Raw genomic sequence first — 24,986 nt, 5'->3', positions numbered from 1 at the left:
TTTTACAGACCGGTCAGGCAACGCGTTTCATCAGGCGGTTGGCAACTTCAGGTGAAGTTAACGGTTAGTCAACGCGCGCATTTTCAGCTCGCATTCGAACAGGAACTCAAATGCTTCGATCTGCCGCAGCGCGTCACTCATCTTCGGGCCCCAGGTGTAGAGGCCATGACCGCGAATCAGATAACCGACACAGTCGGGATGGCTGTCGAGCCATGGCTGCACTTTGGACGCCAGACGCTCGATATCCTGATCATTGTCGAAAATCGGCACCCGTACCTTGGACTCATGGGTTGCGATGCCGCTGAAGGCTTTTTGCAATTCGTAGTCTTCGAACGTGATGACCGGACTCTGCTGCAGCCGCGACAACACCGTGGCATTGACCGAATGGGTGTGCAACACCGCACCGATGTCGGTACGCCAGTTATACAGCTGGGTGTGCAACAGGGTTTCGGCGGACGGCTTCTTGCCAGGCTCCAGGCTATTACCCGACAAATCCGTGGCCAGCACGTCATCAATCCCCAACTGACCTTTGTGTTTACCGGAAACGGTCAACAGGGCTTCGCTGGCCGACAGTCGCGTCGAATAGTTGCTGCTGGTAGCGGGCGACCAGCCACGGCCATACAAAAAACGCCCGGCGTCGATGATCTGCTGGGCAAGCTGTTCACGGGTAAGGCTCATGGCCTGTCCTCTTGCATACGTGTGGCAATGATAACGGCTGCAGCGAAAGCTGCGACGCTGGCAATACTAAAGGTCAATGTAGCGCCAAGGGTGTTCCAGCTGTAGCCGGAATACAACGCGCCCAACGCACCGCCGGTGCCGGCCAGTGCCGCGTACAACGCCTGGCCCTGCCCTTGCTGGCGTGCGCCGAAGCTACGTTGCACGAAATGGATGGCCGCGGCGTGAAAGCTGCCGAAGGTCGCTGCGTGCAAAATCTGCGCTATCAGCAGCACCCACAAAAATTCGGCGAACGAGCCGAGCAGCAACCAGCGTAACGCCGCCAGCAGGAAACTCGCCATCAACACCCGGCGCACCGAGAAGCGTGCAAGGATCTTGCTCATGAGCAGAAACATCAAGACTTCGGCGACCACCCCCAGGGCCCAGAGCATGCCGATCACGCCGCGGCTATAACCCAGGCGTTCAAGGTGCAGGGTCAGAAAGGTGTAATACGGCCCATGGCTCATCTGCATCAGTGCTACGCAGCCGTAAAACGCCAACACACCGGGGCTGCGCAGTTGCTTGAAAAACCCTTCGCCCGACAGACGGTTGCCCTGCGCCGGTTGGGCGTTCGGCACCCAGAGGCTGCTGATGACAATCGCGCCCATGATCACCACTAGCGTCACCGGGTAGATGTCCAGGCTCAACCATTCGAACAGCCGCCCCAATGCGACCACGGTGATGATGAAGCCGATCGATCCCCACAAGCGGATCTGGCTGTAGCGCGACGTCTGGCCCTGTAGATGCGCCAGGGTGATGACCTCGAACTGCGGCAACACCGCGTGCCAGAAGAACGCATGCAGCGCCATGACCATCGCCAGCCAGGCGTAGCTTTTACTGACAAAGATCAGCGAAAAGGTCAGCAGCGTACAGATCGCGCCGAAGCGCACGATGGCCAGGCGCCGGCCGGTGTAGTCACCGAGCCAACCCCAGATGTTCGGTGCGACACAGCGCATCAGCATCGGGATCGCCACCAGCTCGCCAATGCGCGCGCTGGAAAAACCCAGGTGATCGAAATACAGCGCCAGGAACGGCGCGGTCGAGCCGAGCAAGGCGAAATAGAACAGATAGAAGCTGGATAACCGCCAGTACGGAAGCGCCGCCACGGCCGTCAGACCGCGGCGACTTCAGGGCATGGCTTCACAGCTGGCCCAGCACCGGGGTGCTGACGCGCACATCGGCGTTCTGCCCGCGATTGCGCAGCAGGTGGTCCATCAACACGATGGCCATCATCGCTTCGGCAATCGGCGTGGCGCGGATGCCGACGCAAGGGTCATGACGGCCCTTGGTGATGACGTCCACCGGGTTGCCATGAATGTCGATCGAACGGCCCGGCGTGGTAATGCTCGACGTCGGCTTGAGTGCCAGGTGCGCAATGATCGGTTGACCCGAAGAAATGCCGCCGAGAATGCCGCCAGCATTGTTGCTGAGGAAACCTTCCGGGGTCATTTCGTCACGGTGCTCGGTACCGCGCTGGGCGACACTGGCGAAACCGGCGCCGATCTCTACGCCTTTCACCGCGTTGATGCTCATCAGCGCATGGGCCAGCTCGGCGTCGAGGCGGTCGAAGATCGGCTCGCCCAGACCCGGCTTCACCCCTTCGGCGACCACGGTGATCTTCGCGCCGACCGAATCCTGGTCGCGGCGCAGCTGATCCATGTAGGCCTCAAGTTCTGGCACTTTGTCCGGATCCGGGCTGAAGAAGGCGTTCTGCTCTACCGAGTCCCAGGTCTTGAACGGGATTTCGATAGGCCCGAGCTGGCTCATGTAACCGCGAATGACAATGCCCTGGGTGGCCAGGTATTTTTTCGCAATCGCCCCGGCCGCCACCCGCATGGCAGTTTCCCGCGCCGAACTGCGACCGCCGCCGCGGTAATCGCGCTCACCGTATTTGTGGTGATAGGTGTAGTCAGCGTGAGCCGGGCGGAACAGGTCCTTGATCGCCGAGTAGTCCTTGGACTTCTGGTCGGTATTGCGGATCAGCAGACCAATGGGGCAGCCGGTGGTGCGGCCTTCGAACACGCCAGACAGGATTTCGACTTCGTCGGCTTCCTGGCGCTGGGTGGTGTGGCGGCTGGTGCCGGGCTTGCGGCGGTCCAGATCGCGCTGCAAGTCTTCCAGAGACAGCTCAAGGCCCGGCGGGCAGCCGTCGACAATGGCGACCAACGCCGGACCATGGCTTTCGCCCGCGGTGGTGACAGTGAACAGCTTGCCGTAGGTATTGCCGGACATGCAGGGCGCTCCGTGAAATCGCTGAGTAACTCAACCTGAATTCTAGGGTTTGAACGAAAAGTCGCCGAGCGAAGGTCAGGCAAGGCAAAAACAAGCGAGGAAGCGGAGTTTACGGGTTGTAAATGAGCATTCCGAGCTTGTTTTTAACGCAGCATCACCGAGCGCAGGCACTTTTCGTTCAAAGCCGTAATGCGCGCAAGTATACGCAGGCTACCCAACTAGTTCATCCTCGAACCTTATCGGTGCCTGCGAGTCCAACCGACACCTTGTGAATGATGGCGTGATGATGCTGCGAGTTATTGCCTTGAGCCTTACCCTGTTTACCGGCCTGCTTGCCAATATGGCCCAGGCCTCTGTCCTGCAACGGCCTATCAGTCTGGATACCGGCAGCGGCGAACTTTTCGGCTCGATGTTGCTGCCAAAGTCCGACAACCCGGTGCCGGTTGTGTTGATCATTTCTGGTTCGGGCCCTACGGATCGCAACGGCAATAACCCGGACGGCGGCAACAACGACAGCCTCAAGCGCCTGGCCTGGGTACTGGCCAAACACAACATTGCCAGTGTGCGTTACGACAAACGCGGCGTGGCGGCCAGCCTCGCGGCGACCCCGGATGAACGCAATCTGACCCTTGAGGCCTATGTTGCCGACGCGGTGGCCTGGGGCCAGAAGCTCAAGTCCGACTCGCGTCTGGGGCCGTTGATCCTGCTTGGGCACAGCGAAGGTGCGCTGGTGGCCACACTTGCCGCCCCTGAGGTCGACGCTGCCGCGGTGATTTCCTTATCGGGTAGCGCTCGACCGGTGGATCAGGTCCTGCGCCAGCAGCTGAGCTATCGCTTGCCACCCCCGCTGATGCTGCGCAGCAATGAGATTCTGGACAGTCTCAAGGCCGGGCATGTCGATGAGAACGTACCGCCGGCGCTGCAAGTGCTCTTTCGCCCCAGCGTGCAGCCGTACCTGATTACCCTGTTTCGCCAGGACCCGGCAGCGGCTTTCGCGAGGCTGAAAATGCCGGCGCTGATTATCCAGGGCAGCAATGACATCCAGGTCGGCGTCGGCGATGCACAGATGCTCAAAGCTGCAAAACCGGATGCCCGGCTGGCACTGATCGAAGGCATGAACCACGTGATGCGCATCGTGCCCAACGATATCAAGCGCCAATTGGCCTCCTACAAAGACCCGCAACTGCCCCTCGCCGCGGAACTCGGGACACAGATCTTGAGCTTTATTGACGGACTTGGCGCCAGTTAAGCCGGTTTTACCCTCCAGTCCTGGAAAAAACGGCCGATAAGCCTGTGTCGGCAGCCCATTGGCTGCCGCCAAGCAGGGCTTGGACAGGATCTCGCCGTTATGACTGATACCCAGAATTCACCCGACACCGCGCCAGAAACCACCGCCGCAGAAGCGGTCGACCTGCCGTGGTCGGACGTCACTGCCGAGCACCACAAGATGCTTCGCCTGGCGCCGCTGAAGACCGACCGAGCGACCGGTGGGCGGCCACTGCGCTTTGTTGAATACGGCTATGCCGAGCGCAACAACAAAGAACGCAGCCTGCTGCGCATGAGCATTTCGTTGCCCGGCCAGCGGGTGCGTAAAGAACAGAACCACCTGGATGTCTGGGTCGACCATGAGACCCGCCGCGTGCACTTCGGGCCTGACAGCGGTCTGCAGATTGAACCGATGAACCGTGGCATTGGACGTTTTCTGGCCGCTCAAGGCATTACGTGGGCGAAGAAAAAGTGGTCGAGCTACACCGTCGACGGTGCGGACCTGAACAACAAGGACGCCTTGAACGAAGATACCCGCCTGCGCCGCGACCACTTCCTGCGGGCGCACGGTTTTGACGTGGTCTACGCCGACGCCCAGCATTTGAAGGGCAGCGTCAAAGAGGTAAAGGTCGGCGATCTGCTGGGGGACTGGAACGCCGAAAAGCTGCAGTTCGTGGAAATCCTCGAAGCCGCGCAGATGCTGCAACAAGCCGAGCAGAACCTGGCGGAGCAGGAAGTCAAACTGCAAAAGCAGGAAGAGAAAGTCAGCAAATACAAACGTGAGGATACCGGACTGCGCTTCACTATCAGCTGTCTGGTGGCGTTTGCCGTGTTCCAGGCGGGGTTGCTGATCTGGATCGCTACGCACCGCTGAAGCTCTTGTGGCGAGGGAGCTTGCTCCCGCTGGGCTGCACAGCAGCCCCCGACCTTTTATCTCAACAATGAGGTAACAGGATTGCGACCGCTTCGCGCTGGAACGCCAGCCCGGTCGAGCGGGAGCAAGCTCCCTCGCCACGTTGACCGCATTAAGTCCTGGCAGCAAACAACGCCTGATGCTGGCGGCATTGCTCGGCGCTGAGCATGAACACGCCATGCCCGCCGCGTTCGAACTCCAGCCAGGCGAAATCGACTTCCGGGTATAACGCCTCGACGTGCACCTGACTGTTGCCGACCTCAACGATCAGCAAACCCTTCTCGGTCAGGTGATCCGCCGCTTCGGCGAGCATGCGCCGCACCAGATTCAAACCGTCGTCACCACAGGCCAGACCCAGTTCCGGTTCATGCTGGTACTCGTCCGGCATGTCGGCAAAATCTTCGGCGTCCACGTAAGGCGGGTTGGACACGATCAAGTCGAAACGCTGCCCCGGCAAACCGTCGAAACCATCGCCCTGAACGGTGAACACCCGCTCATCGACACCATGGCGCTCGATGTTCTGATTGGCCACTTCCAGCGCTTCGAAGGACAGGTCCGCCAACACCACCTCAGCGTTCTTGAACTCGTAGGCGCAGGCAATGCCGATGCAACCGGAACCGGTGCACAGGTCGAGAATTCGTGCAGGCTCGGCGCCCAGCCATGGCTCGAAACGTTTTTCGATCAGTTCGCCAATCGGTGAACGCGGGATCAAGACACGCTCGTCAACGATGAACGACAGGCCACAAAACCAGGCCTCGCCCAACAGGTAAGCCGTCGGGATGCGCTCTTCGATCCGACGCTTGAGCAAACGCTGCAGGTTCACCAGTTCGTCGTCTTCCAGACGGCAGTCCAGGTAACTGTCGGCGATTTCCCACGGCAGGTGCAAGGCACCCAACACCAGTTGACGGGCTTCGTCCCAGGCGTTGTCGGTCCCATGGCCGAAAAACAGATCCTCCCCATGAAAACGGCTGACAGCCCAACGAATGTGGTCGCGCAAGGTGCGCAGGCGGGAAGTGATCACGGGGCAAACTCCTGAAAAAACGACTGGCGATTCTAACAGCCTAAACCCGCCCCGACGACGCAAGAAAGATCACGAGACGAACGTAGGAATTATCCTGATTTTCAGCTTTTGGTTGAACATCCGGTCAGCTCTTGACAGGCTGCAGGCCAGCAACGACGGTGCCTACGATGGTAGCGATTCACAGAAGCGCTCAGCCAGAGGACAATGTCGCAAAAGCCCCACTCGAAGGAGCCCCAGAATGCCCGTTCCAAAAACGATGTTTCAACTCAGCGGTCGTGGTTACGCGCCGGCCAATATGGCCCACGCGACGCTGGTGATCATCGATGCCCAGAAAGAATATTTAAGCGGCCCGTTGGCCCTTTCCGGCATGGACGCCGCTGTCGACAACATCAAGCAATTGCTCGCGGCTGCCCGCAAGGCGGGTCGGCCGATCGTTCATGTACGCCACCTCGGCACCGTCGGTGGCCTGTTCGACCCACAAGGCGAACGCGGTGAATTCATCCCGGGCCTTGAGCCTCTGGCTGACGAAACCATCATTGGCAAATTGCTGCCCAGCGCTTTCCACGGCACCCCGCTGGAAAAACGCCTGCAAGACCTCGGCTCGCTGGACCTGATCGTCTGCGGTTTCATGAGTCACTCCAGCGTCAGCACCACCGTGCGCGCAGCCAAGAACCTGGGCTTTCGTTGCACCCTGGTCGAAGACGCCTGTGCTACGCGGGACCTGCCTTACAAAGGTGGAATCCTCAGCGCCGACCATGTCCAACAGACTGAAATGGCGATCATGGCCGACAACTTCGCCACCCTCGCCCAGACCCAAGACCTGATCTGATCGAGCGCTTGATGAGCGGCCAGCGCAGCCGCTCATCCGCAAAAGCCTCTCATCCCCCTGCAATTGCCTTAGCCTCAGGAACCACCCGGTCAACTCCCGGTCGAAGGGCCGATACCCATTGAGGAAGGTCGGAATGAAGATATCCGATGGTTTTGACGCTCGCCGCTTGCGGCCCAAAGGCCCACGCAACTGGCGTTATCGCTTTGGCGCGGCATTTTCCGCGCTGCTGGCGACCCTCGGCGTGTTGCTCGCGATGGCCGGTGCCGCCAGCCTGTTGGGTCACCCGCCGGCCCTGGGCGAACTGAATGCCAGCCCGGCTGGCGCGGCGGTCGTCCTGGCGATTGGCCTGTTGCTGCTGTATGTCGGTGTTTCACTGTGGCGTCGCTGCCGCCGCCGGATGCGCCAACCCCGTGAGCTGAATCTGGCGCCGCATTTGATGAAAAAACATGACTGAGTGGCGCGCGTTGCGTTTTGACGCGCCCGATTCACCTCGACTTGGGTAAACTGGCCGCCCTTCGCGGAGGCTGACATGCAAGACGACGATTTTTCCCTGTTCAAAAGCGCGATCCAAGGCGTCAAGCCGATCAAGCACGATCGCGCTGAAACCGGCAAACCCAAAGCTGACCGCGCGCAAATCGCCAAGCTGCGTCAGGCCGCCACGGTGCGCACCGATGCCACCACCGTTGACGGTCTGTCCGACCAGTTCGTGATCGATGTCGGTCCGGAAGACGAGTTGATGTGGGCGCGTGACGGTGTGCAGGAAAGCCAGATGCGCAAGCTGAAGATCGGGCAGATCCCGTTCGAAGGCAGCCTCGACCTGCACGGCATGAACGTCGAAAAAGCCCGCGAGACGTTGTGGGCCTTTCTCGCCGAAGCCACAAAATTCGAAATCCGCTGTGTACGCGTGACCCACGGCAAAGCGGTGCGCCTGGACGGCAAGCGGCCGATGATCAAAAGCCACGTCAACACGTGGCTGCGTCAGCATCCACAGGTGCTTGGCTTCACTTCGTGCCAGGCGAAACACGGCGGTGCCGGAGCGGTTTATGTGATGCTCAAACGGACCATGATGGAAGGTCGAGACGAGTAAAGCTGTTGCTCTACGCTTGCAGCGCCGTGCCCGCCACCGTACCCTTGTCCTTTGCGTAAAATCCCACAGGTAGTTTCATGTCCCTGGAACAGAATTACACGGCGATCCTCGGCCAGCTTGGCGAAGACGCCACCCGCGAAGGTCTGCTCGACACGCCAAAGCGTGCCGCCAAAGCCATGCAGTACCTTTGCCGCGGTTATGAACAGACGCTCGAAGAAGTCACCAACGGTGCCTTGTTCAGCTCCGACAACAGTGAAATGGTGCTGGTCAAGAACATCGAGCTCTACTCGTTGTGCGAACACCACTTGCTGCCGTTCATCGGCAAGGCACACGTTGCCTATATCCCGAGTGGCAAGGTGCTGGGCCTGTCGAAAGTCGCGCGGATCGTCGATATGTACGCCCGCCGCCTGCAGATCCAGGAAAACCTCAGCCGGCAGATCGCCGAAGCGGTCCAGCAAGTGACTGGCGCCCTGGGCGTGGCCGTGGTGATCGAAGCCCAGCACATGTGCATGATGATGCGCGGTGTGGAGAAACAGAATTCGTCGATGATCACTTCGGTGATGCTCGGTGAGTTCCGCGAAAACGCGGCGACCCGCAGCGAGTTTCTCAGCTTGATCAAGTAATCCGCAGCACGAAGAAAACCGGCATTCATCGCCGGTTTTTTTTCGTCTGTGAAAAATCAGGTAAGCTGCGCGCCTTTCTTCTTCGCCCTGTGAGGCTACCGTGTCAGTAAAAGCACAACTTATCAAAGGGCTACGTGTCGGCCTCGGCCAGCTGATCATCTTCATCGACTTCCTCACCCGCCCGAGCAAAAAGAAGCGCCCCGCTGCCGCTCAGGCCCAGGTCGAAAACGCCGCGAAAGGCCTGACGCTGTATCAGTTCCACGCCTGCCCGTTTTGTGTAAAAACCCGCCGCACCCTGCGCCGCCTGAACGTGCCAGTGGCTCTGCGTGACGCGAAGAACAGCGAACAGGATCGCCAGACCCTGCTGGAGCAAGGCGGCAAGATCAAAGTGCCGTGCCTGCGCATCGAAGAAAACGGCCAGACCACCTGGATGTATGAATCCAAGGTGATCATCGATTATCTGGACAAGCGATTTGCGGCGGCTTGATGGTTTTGTGGTGTTCTGACTGACGCCATCGCGAGCAGGCTCGCTCCCACATGGGATTTGTTTTGAATACAAATCTTATCCACAACACAGAACCAACGTGGGAGCGAGCCTGCTCGCGATGAGGCCCGCATAGACACCGCAGATTTCAGACAAAAATAAACCGGCCCATTCGCCGGTTTATTTGTATTTACCCTTCCCTCACGCCGCTTTGGCGGCCAGTGCCTGACGCACCACCCCGGCCAATCGCTTAAGCCCTTCGTCAGGCCGCTACGGAACAGCCCTATCTCCTGCATATAGCTTTCCCTCCAGACTTTTCGTCTACAAAATCAAAAACATTATTTGCTTTATTTGTATACAAAAGCATAATTCGCTTCGTGCGAGTTCCTGACCAACCGGTCAAGAAATTCGCAAGCACCTCAAAGAGCCGCTGCCCACCTCATGTGTCCGGCTCTGGAAATAACAATAAAACTCTTGAGGAGTACTCGCTGTGGAAAGCCGCAAATCCGAAGCATCGACGCTGGAACTCTCGCCGCCGTTACGCAATGGCTGGCTGGAGCGCATCTTTAAACTCAGCTTGCATGGCACCACGGTGAAAACCGAGCTGATCGCAGGTCTTACAACCTTCATCACCATGGCCTACATCATCTTCGTCAACCCCAACATCATGGCAGACGCCGGGATCGATCACGGCGCAGCCTTCGTCGCGACCTGTATCGCCGCAGCTCTCGGTTGCCTGTTGATGGGCCTGTACGCCAACTGGCCGGTCGGCCTTGCTCCAGGCATGGGCTTGAACGCCTTCTTTACTTACACCGTGGTCGGCACCATGGGCTACCACTGGGAGGCTGCGCTGGGTGCGGTGTTCATTTCCGGTGTGTTGTTCATGTTCCTGACCCTGTCACGCGTTCGGGAATGGCTGCTCAACAGCATTCCAGTGAGCTTGCGCCACGCCATGGGCGCGGGTGTTGGCTTGTTCCTGGGGATCATCGGCCTTAAAACCGCTGGAATCATTGTCGCCAGCCCGGCCACGCTGATCAAACTGGGCAATCTACGTGATCCCGCCCCCCTGCTGGCAGCCGTTTGCTTCCTGATGATTGCGGTGCTGAGTTACCACCGCGTGTTCGGCGCGATTCTGATCAGCATCATCACCGTGACCCTGGCCGGTTGGGGTCTGGGCCTGGTGCACTACGACGGTATTCTGTCGACGCCGCCAAGCCTGGCACCGACCTGGATGGCCATGGACATCGCCGGCGTGTTCAACGTCAGCATGATCAGCGTGGTGCTGGCGTTCCTCTTCGTGCACATGTTCGACACCGCCGGCACCCTGATGGGCGTGGCACAACGGGCGGGTTTGGTAGGCGCAGACGGGAAGATCGAAAACCTCTCCCGCGCGCTGAAAGCTGACAGTGCTTCGAGCGTGTTCGGTGCGATGGTCGGTGTACCGCCCGTCACCAGCTACGTGGAAAGTGCTGCCGGTGTGGCCGCTGGTGGCCGGACCGGTCTTACCGCAGTCACCGTAGGTGTGCTATTTATTGCCGCAATGTTCTTCGCCCCGCTGGCCGGCATGATCCCCGCTTACGCCACTGCTGGTGCGCTGATTTACGTGGCCATGCTGATGATGAGCGGCATGGAGCACATCAAGTGGAGTGAAGCAACCGACAGTATTCCGGCGATCGTCACGGCCATCATGATGCCGCTGACCTTCTCGGTTGCCGACGGCATCGCGCTGGGCTTTATCACCTACGTGGTGCTCAAGGCCGGTACCGGTAAGTACAAGGAAATTTCCATCAGTCTTTGGGTGCTGTGCGCGATCTTTATCGCCAAGTTCATTTTCTTGTAAGCGATTCAAGCGTCACCCAGCCTCACCCCGTCGGGTGGGGCTTTTGCGCATTTGGAGGAAAGTGATGAGTCTGGAAACCTGGCTGCTGTTCAGCGGCGCTGCCCTGGTGGTGATCCTGATCCCGGGCCCCCTGTCGTTGTTGATGATCAGTAACAGCCTGAACTACGGTTTGCGCCGTTCGTACCCGGCGTTTCTCGGCGGGGTGTTTGCCTCGATCTGCTTGTTGAGTGCTTCGGCATTGGGGCTGGGCGCCCTGCTGTTGGCTTCGGAGCAACTCTTCAGCGCGCTGAAAATCGTCGGCGCGCTGTACCTGTTCTACCTCGCCTGGCAGAGCTGGCAGCAATCGCGACAACCGGCCCATGCCACTGAAGTACCGCAGGCCGCACCGGCTCCGCGCTTTCGTGCCCTGTTCGGGCGCGCGTTTGTATTGGGCGCGAGCAACCCGAAAGACATTCTGTTCTTCGCCGCCTTCCTGCCGCAGTTTTTAAGCGCACAGCAGCCATTTCTGCCGCAGTTGCTGATCATGATCGCCACCTGGACCCTGCTCGACCTCTGCTGCAAGGTGGCCTATGGCCTCGGCGCACATGGCGCAGCGCGCTACCTGCGCAGCGGCAAGGGCCAGAGCTGGTTCAACCGGATCAGCGCCGGGTTGTTCGGGGGGGCGGGTGCGGCATCGTTGTTGAGCCGCTGAAGCTAAAAGCATCGCGAGCAGGCTCGCTCCCACAAGGGATTGTTGTCGAACACACATTTTGCGTTCGCCGAGATCAAATGTGGGAGCGAGCCTGCTCGCGATGGGGCCTTTCCAGACACCACATTTCTCAAGACGAAAAAAAGCCCGCAGTGTGAGCGGGCGAAAGACCAAAGAAGCTTATGCGCAGGATTCTGGGGGGAAAGTCCTAGCTTCCTCTGTAGGTCGAATAGCTATAGGGCGAAATCAACAACGGCACATGGTAGTGATCCTGCTCTGCCGAGATACCAAACCGCAGCACCACCACATCCAGAAATGCAGGTTCCGGCAGTTGTACACCGCGTGCACGGTAGTAATCACCGGCATGAAACTGCAGCTGATAAACCCCGGAACGGTAGTCATCGCCTTGCAACAAAGGTGCGTCGCAACGGCCGTCGCTGTTGGTCTGTGCGCTGGAGACCAATTCCAGCTGCGAACCTTCAACGCGGTACAACTCGACCTTGATCGAGCTGCCCGGGCAACCGTGTGCTGCGTCCAAAACGTGTGTAGTCAAACGTCCCATTGATTCTGCGCGCCTGCCTGCGTTTGCAGCAGTCAGACCTCGCGCCTCCCGGAGTCAGTTAAAAAGGAGACCGCACCTTTTCGGAGCACGAAAAGCGGCGGCGAGCGACTGATTAAGACACTTTTCAAAAAAATTGTACACAATAAAAATGACATTTTTCCGCGCATCCCGATAAACCGGGTTGTCACGCCAATTGTCGGTCAAACCAAGTGTGGTAACGACCTGCCATCTATTAGCTGACCACTCAGGCAGATTTCTTGCTGTACCAGCGAAAGATGACACTTGATGAAAAATGCAAAAAATCAGGCTTACAAAGTGGATATAAAGTTGTATACAATCAGCCCATCGCTGTGATGCCAGCCTGTTACCTCACCATCAGGCCGCCACACCACCCTTATCGCGAATAAGCAACCCCGAATAAGAAGGAAGACTGCAGTGAGCGCTGACTACCCACGCGACCTGATCGGTTACGGCAGTAACCCTCCCCACCCACACTGGCCGGGCAATGCCCGCATCGCCTTGTCCTTCGTGCTCAATTACGAAGAAGGCGGCGAGCGCAACATCCTGCACGGTGATAAAGAGTCGGAAGCCTTCCTCTCGGAAATGGTCTCGGCGCAGCCGCTGCAAGGCGAGCGCAACATGAGCATGGAATCGCTGTACGAGTATGGCAGTCGTGCCGGCGTCTGGCGGATCCTCAAGCTGTTCAAGGAATTCGACATCCCGCTGACCATCTTCGCCGTGGCCATGGCTGCCCAGCGCCATCCGGACGTGATCCGCGCCATGGTTCAAGCCGGCCACGAGATTTGCAGCCACGGTTATCGCTGGATCGACTACCAGCACATGGACGAAGCGCAAGAGCGCGAGCACATGCTCGAAGCCATCCGCATCCTCACCGAAATCAGCGGTGAGCGCCCTCTGGGCTGGTACACCGGCCGTACCGGGCCGAACACCCGTCGACTGGTGATGGAAGAAGGCGGTTTCCTGTACGACTGCGATACCTACGACGACGACCTGCCGTACTGGGAACCGAACAACCCGACCGGCAAACCGCACCTGGTGATCCCGTACACGCTGGACACCAACGACATGCGCTTCACCCAGGTTCAGGGGTTCAACAAGGGCGACGATTTCTACCAGTACCTCAAGGACGCGTTCGACGTGCTCTACGCCGAAGGTGCCGAATCGCCAAAAATGCTTTCCATCGGTTTGCACTGCCGCCTGATTGGCCGTCCTGCCCGCCTGGCCGCATTGAAGCGTTTTATCGAATACGCGAAAAGCTTTGATCAAGTCTGGTTCAGCCGCCGGGTTGATATCGCCCGCCACTGGCACGAAACCCACCCGTACCAAGGTGCTTCGAAATGAGTACTTTCCAAACCTTGAAGCCATCGACCCTGAGCCGTGACGCTTTCGTCGCTGCCTTTGCCGACATCTACGAACATTCGCCATGGGTCGCCGAAAAGGCGTTCGACCTGGGCCAGGACGCGGCGATCAACGAGATCGAAAACCTGCACCAGCGCATGAGCGACATCCTGTTGAGTGCCGATCACGAAAGCCAGCTGGCCCTGATCAACGCTCACCCGGACCTGGCCGGCAAAGCCGCCGTCCAGGGCCAACTGACCGAAGCCAGCACCAACGAGCAAGCTGGCGCCGGTATTCACCAATGCTCGAGCGAGGAGTTCCAGCGCTTCACCGAGCTGAACGACGCCTACAAAGCCAAGTTCCAGTTTCCCTTCATCATGGCGGTAAAAGGCAGCAACCGGCATCAGATCCTCGCAGCGTTCGAAACGCGCATTCACCATTCGGTCGACACCGAATTCAAATGCGCGCTGGCAGAGATCAACAAGATTGCGTTGTTTCGATTACTGACTCTTTAGCAATCCTGGCCCGAGAAACCTCATGAACGCTTGCGTTTCCCTGGGCCCCGAGAGTATCCCAAGCCACTTTATTAAAGGCAGACAAGAAGAATGAAAGCTTACGCCGTACCTTTCGAGAAGTTCGTCAACCTGGCCGATGCCCGCCTGGGCACCAAAATCATCTCGGTCACCGATGACTGGTTCGCTGATGCCAACCGCCTGTTCCAGCCGACCCCGGCGGTGTGGAAAGAAGGCGTGTTCGATGACAACGGCAAGTGGATGGATGGCTGGGAGTCGCGTCGCAAGCGCTTCGAAGGCTACGACAGCGCCGTGATCCGCTTGGGTGTACCCGGCTCGATCAAGGGCGTGGACATCGACACCTCATTCTTCACCGGCAACTTCCCGCCGTCCGCCTCCCTGGAAGCCTGCTTCCTGGCCTCCGGCGAGCCGACTGAAAACACCCAGTGGGTTGAAGTGCTGTCGGCCGTCGAGCTGCAAGGCAACAGCCACCACTTCCACGAAATCAACAACGACCAGGCCTTCAGCCACCTGCGTTTCAACATCTACCCGGACGGCGGTGTCGCTCGTCTGCGCGTGTACGGCATTCCGTTCCGCGACTGGTCGGCGGTTGGCGACAACGAACAAATTGACCTGGCCGCCGCCCTGAACGGCGGTCGCGCACTGGCTTGCTCCGACGAGCACTTCGGTCGCATGAGCAACATCCTTAACCCGGGCCGTGGTATCAACATGGGTGATGGCTGGGAAACTGCCCGTCGTCGCACCCCGGGCAATGACTGGGTGATCGTCGCGCTGGGTCACCCGGGTGAGATCGAAAAAATCATCGTCGACACCCTGCACTTCAAGGGCAACTACCCGGACACCTGTTCGATCCAGGGCGCGTTCGTCAAGGGCGGCACCGACAGCCAGATCGAGACCCAGTCACTGTTCTGGCGCGAACTGCTGCCAGCCCAGAAGCTGGAAATGCACGCCGAACACACCTTCGCCGAGCAGATCAAAGCCCTGGGGCCGATCACCCACATCCGTCTGAACGTGTTCCCGGACGGTGGCGTGAGCCGCTTGCGCGTTCTCGGCAAGGTAGCGAAGTAAGCGGTGAGGCCAATCGCGAGCAGGCTCGCTCCCACATTTGAAATGCATTCCCCTGTGGGAGCGAGCCTGCTCGCGATAGCAATAGAACTATCAATACAGAATCTGGATTAGAACAGCATGCGCACATTGACGATTGAACCGCTGACCAAAGAAGCCTTCGCCCCTTTCGGTGACGTGATCGAAACCGATGGCAGCGATCACTTCATGATCAACAACGGTTCGACCATGCGCTTTCACAAACTGGCCACGGTTGAAACCGCCACGCCAGAAGACAAGGCGATCATCAGCATCTTCCGCGCCGACGCGCAGGACATGCCGCTGACCGTCAGCATGCTGGAGCGCCATCCGCTGGGCAGCCAGGCTTTCATTCCGCTGCTCGGCAACCCCTTTCTGATCGTGGTCGCGCCACTTGGCGATGAACCTGTATCAGGCTTGGTCCGCGCCTTCGTCACCAACGGCAGGCAGGGCATTAATTACCATCGCGGCGTTTGGCACCACCCGGTGCTGACGATCGAAAAGCGGGATGACTTCCTGGTGGTTGATCGCAGTGGCACAGGCAATAACTGCGATGAGCATTTTTTCAAAGAGGATGAGCGTTTGATCCTCGCCCCCCACCAATAAGAGAAGGTCTGATCACTCGACTACAGAGTGACAGGCGAGAGGTAAAGACTGTGGAAGCACATTTGATGGAATGGCTGAACCTGAGCATCCGCTGGGTTCATATGATCACTGGCGTGGCCTGGATCGGCGCGTCGTTCTACTTTGTCTGGCTGGAAAACAACCTCAATCGGGTCAACCCGAAAAACGGTCTGGCCGGCGATCTCTGGGCGATTCACGGTGGCGGTATCTACCACCTGGAGAAATACAAACTGGCCCCACCGACCATGCCGGACAACCTGCACTGGTTCAAATGGGAAGCCTACTTCACCTGGATGTCGGGGATCGCGCTGCTGTGCGTGGTGTTCTACTCCAACCCGACGCTGTACCTGCTGGCACCTGGCAGCAGCCTGAGCGGACCTGAAGGCGTGGCCATCGGTCTCGGCTCGCTGTTCATCGGCTGGTTCATCTACTCCTTCCTGTGTGACTCGGCGCTGGGCAAACGCCCTGCCCTGCTTGGTTTCATCCTGTTCGTGCTGATCATTGGCGCCGCTTACGGCTTCAGCAAAGTGTTCAGCGGTCGCGGTGCGTACCTGCACGTTGGCGCCATGATCGGCACCATCATGGTCGGTAATGTGTTCCGCATCATCATGCCGGCCCAACGGGCACTGGTCGCGGCCATCGCCGAGAACCGCACACCGGATCCGGCACTGCCAGCCAAAGGTTTGCTGCGCTCGCGCCACAACAACTACTTCACCTTGCCGGTGCTGTTCATCATGATCAGCAACCACTTCCCGAGCACCTATGGCAGCCAGTACAACTGGTTGATCCTGGCCGGGATCGCGGTACTGGCGGTGTTGGTGCGTCATTACTTCAACACCCGTCACCAGAGCCACAAGTTCGCCTGGACCCTGCCCGTCGCGGCAGTGGGCATGATCTGCCTGGCTTATGTGACCGGCCCGGCGCCGATGAACAGCCCGGAAGTGGCCAAGGCACCGGCGAAGATCGAGTACCAACCGTTGCCGGAAACCGCCCTCGGCGGTGGTGTCAAACCTGCTGAAACAGCGCCCGCAGCAGCGCCTGCGCCAGCCCCGACCCAGGCATCCAATGCAGGTCCGGACTTCAGCAAGGTGCACAGCGTGATTCAGGAACGTTGCGCGGTCTGCCATTCGGCCAAACCGACCAGCCCGCTGTTCAGCGCCGCACCGGCCGGCGTGATGTTCGACACCCCGGAACAAATCCGCCAAAACGCTCCGCGGATTCAGGCCCAGGCCGTCGCCAGCCAGATCATGCCGTTGGGTAACATCACGCAGATGACCCAACAGGAACGTGACCTGATCGGCGCCTGGATCAACCAGGGAGCCCGTACCAACTGAGTCGACACTAAGCCCTGTGGTATCGGGCTTTTGTGGCGAGGGAGCTTGCTCCCGTTGGACTGCGCAGCAGTCCCCTTTCCTCCGGGAGAAAGTGGGGCCGCTTCGCGACCCAGCGGGAGCAAGCTCCCTCGCCACAGGTCTGCCTGATGCAAAAAATCACAAGAATAAAAAAGATCCGAGGTGTTGCATGTCCGTGTCATCCGAAGCACGCATCCCCGACGCACCCGCCATTCAACGACTACCCCTTTTGCAACTGATCCTGGTCGGTCTGCAACACGTTCTGCTGATGTACGGCGGGGCCATCGCGGTACCGCTGATCATCGGACAGGCCGCAGGCCTGAATCGTGAAGAAATCGCCTTCCTGATCAACGCCGACTTGCTGGTCGCCGGTATTGCGACCGTCGTGCAATCACTCGGTATCGGCCCCATGGGCATTCGCATGCCGGTGATGATGGGGGCCAGTTTCGCGGCGGTCGGCAGTATGGTGGCCATGGCCGGTATGCCAGGCATCGGCCTGCAAGGGATCTTCGGCGCGACCATCGCCGCCGGGTTCTTCGGCATGCTCATCGCGCCGTTCATGTCCAAGGTGGTGCGCTTCTTCCCGCCGCTGGTGACCGGGACCGTCATCACCTCGATCGGTTTGTCGCTGTTCCCCGTGGCCGTGAACTGGGCCGGCGGCGGCAACGGCGCCGCACAGTTCGGCTCCCCCGTTTACCTGACTATCGCCGCGCTGGTGCTGGGCACGATCCTGTTGATCCATCGCTTCATGCGCGGGTTCTGGGTCAACATTTCAGTGCTGATCGGCATGGGCCTGGGTTACATCCTCTGCGGCCTGATCGGCATGGTCGACCTCAGCGGCATGGCGCAGGCGCCGTGGGTGCAAATCGTCACCCCGCTGCACTTCGGCATGCCGCAATTCCATCTCGCGCCGATCCTTTCGATGTGCCTGGTGGTGGTGATCATCTTCGTCGAGTCCACCGGGATGTTCCTCGCGCTGGGCAAGATCACCGGCCAGGAAGTCTGCCCACGGATGCTCCGTCGTGGTTTGCTGTGTGATGCCGGCGCATCGTTCTTCGCCGGGTTCTTCAACACGTTCACCCACTCCTCCTTTGCCCAGAACATCGGTCTGGTGCAGATGACCGGCGTGCGCTGCCGCTCGGTGACCATTGTTGCTGGCGGATTGCTGGTGGTGCTGAGCCTGCTGCCTAAGGCGGCATTTCTGGTAGCCTCGATTCCGCCGGCGGTACTCGGCGGCGCGGCGATTGCCATGTTCGGCATGGTCGCGGCCACCGGGATCAAGATTCTCCAGGAAGCCGACATCGCCGACCGTCGCAACCAGTTGCTGGTCGCGGTGAGTATCGGCATGGGCCTGATCCCGGTGGTGCGTCCGGAATTCTTCGCCCACCTGCCATTGTGGATGAGCCCGATCACCCACAGCGGCATTGCCATGGCGACCCTCAGCGCGCTCTCTTTGAACCTGCTGTTCAACATTCTCGGCGGCGCAGAACGGGCCGCCAACAACGACTGCCACGCTCATCAGCACTGACGCTGGCTTACGCTGTGACCGTCAACCCCAAAAACCGACACAACTCTTCGCGCTTGGCCAACGCATCGTGACGGCCAAGCTCGATCAATTCGCTGCAATACCCCGCCTCGAACAACAAATAACTCAACACCCCGGCACCGCTGGTCCTGGTCGCACCCGGCCCGCGCAAGAACAGCCGTAACGCTGCCGGCAGCTCTTGCCGATGCCGCGCGGCAATCTCGTCGATCGGCTGACTCGGCGCAATCACCAAGACTTCCACAGGTGCCACGCCGAGGTTGCGGGCCGGTGTACTGGCGGGCAACAAGTGACTGAACTGGTTCAAGCGTTGCAACAGCTCGATGTCGCTCTCCAGGCTGTCAATGAAGGTACTGTTGAGCATGTGCCCGCCGATCTGTGCGAGCGACGGCTGCTGACCGGTGTAGGTGCGCTGCAAGGGGTTCTCGGGATCAACGCCGCGCGGGTTACCACTGACGCCCACCACCAGCACCCGGCTGGCCCCCAGGTGTAAGGCCGGGCTGATCGGCGCCGACTGACGCACCGCACCGTCGCCGAAATACTCGTTATCGATCTTCACCGGCGCAAACAACAATGGGATCGCGGAACTGGCGAGCAAATGGTCGACCGTCAATTGAGTGGGCACGCCAATGCGTCGATGGCGCAGCCAGGCATCAATGCTTCGGCCGCCCTGATAGAAGGTCACGGCTTGCCCGGACTCATAACCGAATGCAGTGACGGCCACGGCGTGCAGTTGCTTTTGCTCAATGGCTTCATGGATTCCGGACAGGTGCAGCTTGTCATTCAACAGATCACGCAGCGGTGAGCTGTTGAGCAGCGCCACCGGCACTTTTGCGCCAATCCCCAGCAGGCTGTGGCTGACAAAACGGCTGGCCTGGCTGATCACCCCCGGCCAATCGCTGCGGAGCACCAGGTGGCTGCGAAAGCCCTGCCAGAAGGCGGTCAACCGCTCGATGGCCCCGGTAAAGTCCATTGCGCCGCTGGCCAGGCTCACCGCATTGATCGCCCCGGCCGAGGTACCGACAATCACCGGAAACGGATTGGCAGAACCTGCCGGCAGCAGCTCGGCAATCGCCGCCAGCACCCCGACCTGATACGCCGCCCGAGCCCCGCCACCGGAAAGAATCAAACCTGTAACCGGCTCAGCTGAACTCATCGCAACACTCCATGGCGCTTAGGGCTTTTCAATTCAGCGGGTCTGGTTCAACCACGCTTGGCATACAGTTTCGGTTCACCGGGTGGACGGCTCTTGAAGCGTCGATGGGTCCAGAGGTATTGCTCAGGGCAATCGCGCACGCAACGTTCGACCCACTGGTTGATCCGGATGCAGTCGACCTCGTCGCTTTCACCCGGAAAATCGCTCAGCGGCGCATGGATCACCAGGCGGTAGCCACTGCCATCGGCCAGGCGTTCCTGGGTGAACGGCACCACCAGCGCCTTGCCCAACTTGGCAAACTTGCTGGTGGCGGGAACGGTCGCGGCCTGAATGCCGAACAATGGCACGAAGATACTTTGCTTGGCGCCGTAGTCCTGATCCGGCGCATACCAGATCCCCCGGCCGGCGCGCAGCAATTTGAGCATGCCGCGTACGTCATCGCGCTCTACTGCCAGCGAATCGAGGTTATGCCGCTCACGACCGCGTCGCTGAATGTAATCGAACAGCGGGTTTTTATGCTCGCGGTACATGCCGTCGATGGTGTGCTGCTGACCGAGCAACGCCGCGCCGATTTCCAGGGTGGTGAAGTGCAACGCCATGAGGATCACGCCCTTGCCGTCGCGTTGAGCCTGTTTGAGGTGCTCCAGCCCTTCGACATGGGCCAGACGCGCCAGGCGCGCCCGTGACCACCACCAGCTCATGGCCATCTCGAAGAAGGCAATACCGGTCGAAGCGAAGTTATCCTTGAGCAGACGCTTGCGCTCGGCAGGCGTTTTTTCCGGAAAACACAGTTCCAGGTTGCGTTTGGCAATGCGCCGACGGTCGGTAGCGACCCGATACATGCCGGCCCCCAACAGGCGACCAATGCGCAGCAGCACCGGGTACGGCAACTGAACGACCAGCCACAGCAGCCCTAGACCGCACCATAGCAGCCAAAAACGCGGATGAAAAAATGCAGCTCGAAATTGCGGGCGATCCATTAACGATTCCGGACAGACAACAAGGCCGCGCATTCTACATCGGTTCGACCCGGCTTGCGGCTCGCGGGCGTTCTCGTTATAAGTCTCGGCACTTTTAGTGACAAGCCGTTTTATGCCGACCATGAGCCAAACCGAACCGCTAGACCAAGATCCCGTGTTCCAGTTGAAGGGCAGCATGCTCGCCATTACGGTGCTGGAACTGGCCCGCAATGACCTCGAAAGCCTTGACCGACAACTGGCTGCGAAGGTCGCCCTGGCGCCTAATTTTTTCAGCAATGCACCGTTGGTGCTGGCCCTGGACAAGCTCCCGGCCACTGAAGGCGCTATTGACCTGCCCGCACTGATGCGCGTTTGCCGCCACCATGGCTTGCGCACGCTGGCCATCCGCGCCAGCCGCATCGAAGACATCGCCGCCGCCATTGCCGTCGACCTGCCGGTGCTGCCGCCTTCTGGCGCGCGCGAGCGAGCACTCGATCCGCACGAAGGTGAAGTCCGGAAAAAACCGGAAAAACCGCCTGAGCCGACGATCAAACCGACGCGGATAATCACTTCGCCAGTACGTGGTGGGCAGCAGATTTATGCCCAGGGTGGCGATTTGGTAGTGATTTCTTCGGTCAGTCCGGGGGCGGAACTTCTCGCCGATGGCAACATCCATGTATACGGACCGATGCGCGGTCGTGCACTGGCCGGTGTAAAGGGTGACACCAAGGCACGGATTTTCTGTCAGCAATTGAGCGCTGAACTACTCTCCATCGCCGGTCATTACAAGGTTTCCGAAGATCTGCGCCGCGACCCGCTGTGGGGGGCCGGCGTACAAGTCAGCCTGTCGGGCGACGTGTTGAACATCATTCGGCTTTAACGGATACTGCCGCATTTTCCAAGCATCTCTAAAACGTAGCGAATACGGCTCAAACGAAGTAGGAAAAAGGCATAAGGCAGTGTTTACCCGAGGTAAACCCCGCCCCAGACCGGATTCCAGCCAAGGCTGTCCGACTGCAGTAGTTTTCAAGAGATGTTTTTCAGGGGCTAAAAGTCCTTTTTCCTTAGGGGTGAAACACCTTGGCCAAGATTCTCGTGGTTACATCCGGCAAGGGTGGTGTGGGTAAGACCACCACCAGCGCCGCTATCGGTACCGGCCTCGCTCTGCGCGGCCACAAAACAGTTATCGTCGACTTCGACGTCGGTCTGCGTAACCTCGACCTGATCATGGGTTGCGAGCGGCGCGTGGTGTATGACTTCGTCAACGTGGTCAACGGCGAAGCCAACCTGCAGCAAGCCCTGATCAAAGACAAACGTCTGGAAAACCTCTACGTGCTGGCCGCCAGTCAGACGCGCGATAAAGACGCGCTGACGGTAGAAGGCGTGGAAAAAGTGCTCATGGCACTTAAAGAAGACTTCGAATTCGTGGTCTGCGACTCTCCGGCGGGCATCGAGAAAGGCGCCCACCTGGCCATGTACTTCGCTGACGAAGCGATCGTGGTGACCAACCCGGAAGTCTCGTCGGTACGCGACTCGGACCGCATGCTGGGCCTGCTGGCGAGCAAGTCGCGTCGCGCCGAAAACGGCGAAGACCCGATCAAGGAACACCTGCTGCTGACCCGCTACAACCCGGAGCGCGTCAGCAACGGCGAAATGCTCGGCGTCGAAGACGTCAAAGAGATTCTGGCGGTCACCCTGCTGGGCGTGATTCCGGAATCGCAAGCCGTACTCAAGGCTTCCAACCAGGGCGTGCCGGTGATTCTCGACGACCAGAGCGACGCCGGTCAGGCGTACAGCGATGCCGTCGATCGTCTGCTGGGCAAAACCGTGCATCACCGGTTCCTTGACGTTGAGAAGAAGGGATTCTTCGAGCGCCTGTTTGGAGGTAGATAATGAATCTTTTTGACTTCTTTCGTGCCAACAAAAAAGTAAGCACCGCGTCGGTAGCGAAAGAGCGTCTACAGATCATCGTGGCGCATGAACGCGGCCAGCGCAGTACCCCTGATTACTTGCCAGCCTTGCAGAAGGAACTGGTCGAAGTGATCCGCAAGTACGTCAATATCGGGTCCGATGACGTGCACGTCGCCCTGGAAAACCAGGGCAGCTGCTCGATTCTGGAACTCAATATCACCCTGCCAGATCGCTGAGTCGATCCGGCGGGAACCACGGCGGCTCAGGTCCTTTCCAACACAGAAAGGGACCTGAGCCGCCGTTGGCGTTTGTTACGAGGCTGTTTTAATGCCGCTGTCGAATATCCGCATCATCCATCAGGACGCCGCCGTTTTGGTGGTGGACAAGCCTACCCTGCTGCTCTCCGTGCCCGGTCGCGCCGATGACAACAAGGACTGCCTGATCACCCGCCTGCAAGAAAACGGCTACCCGGAAGCGCGCATCGTCCATCGGCTGGACTGGGAAACCTCCGGGATCATCCTGCTGGCCCGCGACCCGGATACCCATCGCGAACTGTCTCGGCAGTTTCACGACCGCGAAACCGAAAAAGCCTACACCGCACTGTGCTGGGGCCAGCCGGAACTGGACAGCGGCAGCATCGACTTACCGCTGCGCTACGACCCGCCGACCAAACCCCGCCACGTCGTGGACCATGAATTCGGCAAACATGCGCTGACCTTCTGGCGCGTGCTGGAGCGTTGCGGTGACTGGTGCCGAGTGGAACTGACGCCGATCACCGGTCGTTCGCACCAGTTGCGCGTGCACATGTTGTCCATCGGTCATCCGCTGCTGGGCGACGGGCTTTACGCTCACCCGCAAGCCCTGGCCGCCTGGCCGCGCCTGTGCCTGCACGCCAGCATGCTCAGCTTCACCCACCCACAAAGTGGCGAACGCCTGCGCTTCGAGTGCCCGGCACCGTTTTGAACACTCGTCAGCGGCCCGTCGTGGCAGCCATCGATACTCGTAAGGACATAGAACCCGATGACGCATAAAGCCCCCGACTCAAGCGCCCTCGCAAAAGTGCCGCAGCAACTGCTGTACCTGGTGTACGGCAACCAGGACGTTTATCGCAGAGAGGCCAAGTTCAGTATTTTGACTGCGTTGTCGCAACTCAAGAAAGGCGAGTCCCTGTGCATCAGGATCTTTACTGACAGACCTGAAGACTATGCCGGCTGGCCTGTTGAAACCCTGGCCCTGAATGAACAGACCTTGACCTTATGGCAAGGTGAAAACGGTTACCACCATCGCCGCAAGGCCTGTGCCATTGCTGCCGGGTTGAAGCTGGCCGGAAAAACCCTGTTCGTTGATACCGACACGCTGTTTCTCGAAAACCCCACTCTGATCCTCAAACGAATTCAGCCTCAGCAGTATTTGATGGACCGTTTCGAGTACGACTGGAGCTACGTCTGCAATCGCCCGGACTATGTGAAGCTCGGCACTTGCCTGCAGGCCCACGGCATCAATGCCGATAACAGCTTCAAGCTGTACAACAGCGGCCTGTGCGGCGTCACGGACAGCGATACACCGCTGCTTGAAAAGTCCATCACGCTGATCGATGAATGGACTCAAGGCTCGTTCGATATACACACGATCGAACAAATCGCCCTGTCATTCGCCATGCGCGGCAAACCGGTACAAGAAGCGAAGAAATTCATTTATCACTACTTTGCCGAGAAAAGATTCTTTCATGCCATGCAGAAGCACTTCTTTGCCCTGCATGGCGAACAGTACCGCCCACAATTGCCGGGGCTTTGCCGTGAGGTTCCTCGTAGCAAACCATTCCCCTCAGCCTGGCAGCGCCTGCGTATCAAATGGCTATTGCGCAACAAGCGTGGAGAGTTGAGGAAAGTCGGTCGCGATCTTCTGTACGGAAGTGCCGCGCCCGATCACCCGTATTACGCGGTCTGCCGACATGAATGGTGGGAAAGCGCGTCCCGAGAAATTCTGCGCTGGGACGAGAGCCAAAAGAGAAAACTCCGGCACCTGGATCAGGGCCACTGGCCAAAACAATTGCCCAAACCAACAAAACCGGAAGATGAGCAGGCAATCATTGCTTATCTGCAAAAACGATCATCCGAAACGAGCCAGGGCCAGCCTCATGACAGTGCCGTCAAAGCACTTGCCCAATGCCCCGAGCCAATACGTTAAACTCGCGACACCGCTGTCTG

Annotated in this window: 27 protein-coding genes; 20 read left to right on the top strand and 7 right to left on the bottom strand. The window is 59.2% G+C overall.

Annotated features, from left to right (window positions below; genetic code table 11):
* Positions 1–57: 57 nt before the first annotated feature.
* The 3 genes from NTD87_RS03000 to aroC are packed head-to-tail and all read right to left on the bottom strand — an operon-like array spanning position 58 to position 2,946.
* Entirely contained in the window at positions 58–678 is a 621-nt protein-coding gene (locus tag NTD87_RS03000; protein WP_262111769.1) for a methylthioribulose 1-phosphate dehydratase, read from the bottom strand.
* Positions 675–1,820 (bottom strand): MFS transporter, encoded by a 1,146-nt coding sequence (locus NTD87_RS02995; protein WP_262111768.1) that lies wholly within the window; start codon positions 1,818–1,820, stop codon positions 675–677. Before NTD87_RS02995 ends, NTD87_RS03000 begins: the two co-directional genes overlap by 4 nt.
* A gap of 34 nt (positions 1,821–1,854) precedes the next feature.
* Positions 1,855–2,946, bottom strand: coding sequence for a chorismate synthase (gene aroC / locus NTD87_RS02990; protein WP_262111767.1), 1,092 nt, complete (start codon positions 2,944–2,946; stop codon positions 1,855–1,857).
* Between the two features lie 238 nt (positions 2,947–3,184).
* On the opposite strand from aroC, the gene NTD87_RS02985 reads away from it, so the two are divergent.
* Positions 3,185–4,195, top strand: coding sequence for an alpha/beta hydrolase (locus NTD87_RS02985; protein ID WP_262111880.1), 1,011 nt, complete (start codon positions 3,185–3,187; stop codon positions 4,193–4,195).
* Between the two features lie 99 nt (positions 4,196–4,294).
* Positions 4,295–5,086 (top strand): hypothetical protein, encoded by a 792-nt coding sequence (locus NTD87_RS02980; RefSeq protein WP_262111765.1) that lies wholly within the window; start codon positions 4,295–4,297, stop codon positions 5,084–5,086.
* A gap of 151 nt (positions 5,087–5,237) precedes the next feature.
* On the opposite strand, the gene prmB is transcribed toward NTD87_RS02980, so the two are convergent.
* Positions 5,238–6,146: a 50S ribosomal protein L3 N(5)-glutamine methyltransferase gene (prmB, locus tag NTD87_RS02975; protein ID WP_262111764.1), complete on the bottom strand. Its 909-nt coding sequence runs from the start codon at positions 6,144–6,146 to the stop codon at positions 5,238–5,240.
* 238 nt (positions 6,147–6,384) lie between these two features.
* Here prmB and NTD87_RS02970 point away from each other — a divergent pair, with 238 nt between their 5' ends.
* The 7 genes from NTD87_RS02970 (at position 6,385) to NTD87_RS02940 (ending at position 11,700) form a co-directional block, all read left to right on the top strand.
* Positions 6,385–6,975 (top strand): cysteine hydrolase family protein, encoded by a 591-nt coding sequence (locus tag NTD87_RS02970; RefSeq protein WP_262111763.1) that lies wholly within the window; start codon positions 6,385–6,387, stop codon positions 6,973–6,975.
* 133 nt (positions 6,976–7,108) lie between these two features.
* Positions 7,109–7,429 (top strand): hypothetical protein, encoded by a 321-nt coding sequence (locus tag NTD87_RS02965; protein ID WP_262111762.1) that lies wholly within the window; start codon positions 7,109–7,111, stop codon positions 7,427–7,429.
* Positions 7,430–7,504: 75 nt separating this feature from the next.
* Complete coding sequence (locus NTD87_RS02960) at positions 7,505–8,062, top strand: Smr/MutS family protein (protein WP_095059191.1); 558 nt, start codon at positions 7,505–7,507, stop codon at positions 8,060–8,062.
* Between the two features lie 77 nt (positions 8,063–8,139).
* The gene (gene folE / locus NTD87_RS02955; RefSeq protein WP_019693029.1) at positions 8,140–8,685 is read left to right on the top strand and encodes a GTP cyclohydrolase I FolE; all 546 of its coding nucleotides are present in this window, start codon (positions 8,140–8,142) and stop codon (positions 8,683–8,685) included.
* A 100-nt stretch (positions 8,686–8,785) separates the two neighbouring features.
* A complete protein-coding gene (locus tag NTD87_RS02950; protein ID WP_262111758.1) occupies positions 8,786–9,172 on the top strand; it encodes a glutathione S-transferase N-terminal domain-containing protein in 387 nt (128 codons plus the stop codon).
* A 487-nt stretch (positions 9,173–9,659) separates the two neighbouring features.
* Positions 9,660–11,009, top strand: a complete 1,350-nt coding sequence (locus tag NTD87_RS02945; protein WP_410017451.1) for an NCS2 family permease — start codon at positions 9,660–9,662, stop codon at positions 11,007–11,009.
* A 64-nt stretch (positions 11,010–11,073) separates the two neighbouring features.
* Positions 11,074–11,700, top strand: a complete 627-nt coding sequence (locus tag NTD87_RS02940; protein WP_262111757.1) for a LysE family translocator — start codon at positions 11,074–11,076, stop codon at positions 11,698–11,700.
* Between the two features lie 205 nt (positions 11,701–11,905).
* Here the strand turns inward: NTD87_RS02940 and uraH are convergent, their stop codons facing one another.
* Positions 11,906–12,259 (bottom strand): hydroxyisourate hydrolase, encoded by a 354-nt coding sequence (gene uraH / locus NTD87_RS02935; protein WP_262111755.1) that lies wholly within the window; start codon positions 12,257–12,259, stop codon positions 11,906–11,908.
* A gap of 435 nt (positions 12,260–12,694) precedes the next feature.
* Between uraH and puuE the strand changes: the two genes are divergently transcribed.
* From puuE to NTD87_RS02905, 6 genes are all read left to right on the top strand, one after another.
* The gene (gene puuE, locus NTD87_RS02930) at positions 12,695–13,621 is read left to right on the top strand and encodes an allantoinase PuuE (RefSeq protein ID WP_262111751.1); all 927 of its coding nucleotides are present in this window, start codon (positions 12,695–12,697) and stop codon (positions 13,619–13,621) included.
* A complete protein-coding gene (gene uraD / locus NTD87_RS02925) occupies positions 13,618–14,133 on the top strand; it encodes a 2-oxo-4-hydroxy-4-carboxy-5-ureidoimidazoline decarboxylase (protein ID WP_262111750.1) in 516 nt (171 codons plus the stop codon). The genes puuE and uraD overlap by 4 nt, the downstream gene beginning before the upstream one ends.
* A 90-nt stretch (positions 14,134–14,223) precedes the next feature.
* Complete coding sequence (gene alc / locus NTD87_RS02920) at positions 14,224–15,219, top strand: allantoicase (RefSeq protein WP_262111749.1); 996 nt, start codon at positions 14,224–14,226, stop codon at positions 15,217–15,219.
* Between the two features lie 117 nt (positions 15,220–15,336).
* Positions 15,337–15,840, top strand: coding sequence for an ureidoglycolate lyase (locus NTD87_RS02915; protein ID WP_007988150.1), 504 nt, complete (start codon positions 15,337–15,339; stop codon positions 15,838–15,840).
* A 50-nt stretch (positions 15,841–15,890) separates the two neighbouring features.
* Positions 15,891–17,192 (top strand): urate hydroxylase PuuD, encoded by a 1,302-nt coding sequence (locus tag NTD87_RS02910; RefSeq protein WP_262111747.1) that lies wholly within the window; start codon positions 15,891–15,893, stop codon positions 17,190–17,192.
* 187 nt (positions 17,193–17,379) lie between these two features.
* Positions 17,380–18,738: a nucleobase:cation symporter-2 family protein gene (locus tag NTD87_RS02905; protein ID WP_262111746.1), complete on the top strand. Its 1,359-nt coding sequence runs from the start codon at positions 17,380–17,382 to the stop codon at positions 18,736–18,738.
* Positions 18,739–18,745: 7 nt separating this feature from the next.
* Here the strand turns inward: NTD87_RS02905 and NTD87_RS02900 are convergent, their stop codons facing one another.
* Both NTD87_RS02900 and NTD87_RS02895 read right to left on the bottom strand, forming a co-directional pair.
* A complete protein-coding gene (locus NTD87_RS02900) occupies positions 18,746–19,909 on the bottom strand; it encodes a patatin-like phospholipase family protein (protein WP_262111745.1) in 1,164 nt (387 codons plus the stop codon).
* Positions 19,910–19,956: 47 nt separating this feature from the next.
* Entirely contained in the window at positions 19,957–20,889 is a 933-nt protein-coding gene (locus NTD87_RS02895; protein ID WP_262111743.1) for a lipid A biosynthesis lauroyl acyltransferase, read from the bottom strand.
* Positions 20,890–21,010: 121 nt separating this feature from the next.
* Between NTD87_RS02895 and minC the strand changes: the two genes are divergently transcribed.
* The 5 genes from minC to NTD87_RS02870 all read left to right on the top strand — a co-directional run bounded on the left by minC (position 21,011) and on the right by NTD87_RS02870 (position 24,966).
* On the top strand, positions 21,011–21,748 hold the full coding sequence (minC, locus tag NTD87_RS02890; protein ID WP_262111877.1) for a septum site-determining protein MinC: 738 nt from the start codon (positions 21,011–21,013) through the stop codon (positions 21,746–21,748).
* A gap of 200 nt (positions 21,749–21,948) precedes the next feature.
* Positions 21,949–22,761 carry a septum site-determining protein MinD gene (gene minD / locus NTD87_RS02885; RefSeq protein WP_262111741.1) on the top strand — a complete coding sequence of 271 codons (813 nt, stop codon included), beginning with the start codon at positions 21,949–21,951 and terminating at the stop codon, positions 22,759–22,761.
* Entirely contained in the window at positions 22,761–23,015 is a 255-nt protein-coding gene (minE, locus tag NTD87_RS02880; RefSeq protein ID WP_019693048.1) for a cell division topological specificity factor MinE, read from the top strand. The genes minD and minE overlap by 1 nt, the downstream gene beginning before the upstream one ends.
* Before the next feature lie 91 nt (positions 23,016–23,106).
* Positions 23,107–23,742: an RluA family pseudouridine synthase gene (locus NTD87_RS02875; protein WP_007940846.1), complete on the top strand. Its 636-nt coding sequence runs from the start codon at positions 23,107–23,109 to the stop codon at positions 23,740–23,742.
* Between the two features lie 57 nt (positions 23,743–23,799).
* Entirely contained in the window at positions 23,800–24,966 is a 1,167-nt protein-coding gene (locus tag NTD87_RS02870) for a hypothetical protein (RefSeq protein ID WP_262111739.1), read from the top strand.
* The last annotated feature ends 20 nt before the right edge of the window (positions 24,967–24,986 follow it).

The sequence above is a fragment of the Pseudomonas sp. 6D_7.1_Bac1 genome, from assembly GCF_025465945.1.
In the GTDB taxonomy this organism is placed as follows: Bacteria; Pseudomonadota; Gammaproteobacteria; order Pseudomonadales; family Pseudomonadaceae; genus Aquipseudomonas.
This window is presented reverse-complemented; position numbering and strand designations above follow the sequence as displayed.

Excerpts from the sequence above, each read along its gene's own strand:
- NTD87_RS03000 (WP_262111769.1), bottom strand. The coding sequence starts at position 678 with ATGAGCCTTACCCGTGAACAGCTTGCCCAGCAGATCATCGACGCCGGG.
- NTD87_RS02895 (WP_262111743.1), bottom strand. The coding sequence starts at position 20,889 with ATGGATCGCCCGCAATTTCGAGCTGCATTTTTTCATCCGCGTTTTTGG.
- uraD (WP_262111750.1), top strand. The coding sequence starts at position 13,618 with ATGAGTACTTTCCAAACCTTGAAGCCATCGACCCTGAGCCGTGACGCT.
- NTD87_RS02905 (WP_262111746.1), top strand. The coding sequence starts at position 17,380 with ATGTCCGTGTCATCCGAAGCACGCATCCCCGACGCACCCGCCATTCAA.
- minC (WP_262111877.1), top strand. The coding sequence starts at position 21,011 with ATGAGCCAAACCGAACCGCTAGACCAAGATCCCGTGTTCCAGTTGAAG.
- minE (WP_019693048.1), top strand. The coding sequence starts at position 22,761 with ATGAATCTTTTTGACTTCTTTCGTGCCAACAAAAAAGTAAGCACCGCG.
- uraH (WP_262111755.1), bottom strand. The coding sequence starts at position 12,259 with ATGGGACGTTTGACTACACACGTTTTGGACGCAGCACACGGTTGCCCG.
- NTD87_RS02965 (WP_262111762.1), top strand. The coding sequence starts at position 7,109 with ATGAAGATATCCGATGGTTTTGACGCTCGCCGCTTGCGGCCCAAAGGC.
- NTD87_RS02980 (WP_262111765.1), top strand. The coding sequence starts at position 4,295 with ATGACTGATACCCAGAATTCACCCGACACCGCGCCAGAAACCACCGCC.
- alc (WP_262111749.1), top strand. The coding sequence starts at position 14,224 with ATGAAAGCTTACGCCGTACCTTTCGAGAAGTTCGTCAACCTGGCCGAT.
- NTD87_RS02940 (WP_262111757.1), top strand. The coding sequence starts at position 11,074 with ATGAGTCTGGAAACCTGGCTGCTGTTCAGCGGCGCTGCCCTGGTGGTG.
- aroC (WP_262111767.1), bottom strand. The coding sequence starts at position 2,946 with ATGTCCGGCAATACCTACGGCAAGCTGTTCACTGTCACCACCGCGGGC.
- NTD87_RS02870 (WP_262111739.1), top strand. The coding sequence starts at position 23,800 with ATGACGCATAAAGCCCCCGACTCAAGCGCCCTCGCAAAAGTGCCGCAG.
- folE (WP_019693029.1), top strand. The coding sequence starts at position 8,140 with ATGTCCCTGGAACAGAATTACACGGCGATCCTCGGCCAGCTTGGCGAA.
- NTD87_RS02960 (WP_095059191.1), top strand. The coding sequence starts at position 7,505 with ATGCAAGACGACGATTTTTCCCTGTTCAAAAGCGCGATCCAAGGCGTC.
- NTD87_RS02900 (WP_262111745.1), bottom strand. The coding sequence starts at position 19,909 with ATGAGTTCAGCTGAGCCGGTTACAGGTTTGATTCTTTCCGGTGGCGGG.
- NTD87_RS02970 (WP_262111763.1), top strand. The coding sequence starts at position 6,385 with ATGCCCGTTCCAAAAACGATGTTTCAACTCAGCGGTCGTGGTTACGCG.
- NTD87_RS02915 (WP_007988150.1), top strand. The coding sequence starts at position 15,337 with ATGCGCACATTGACGATTGAACCGCTGACCAAAGAAGCCTTCGCCCCT.
- NTD87_RS02875 (WP_007940846.1), top strand. The coding sequence starts at position 23,107 with ATGCCGCTGTCGAATATCCGCATCATCCATCAGGACGCCGCCGTTTTG.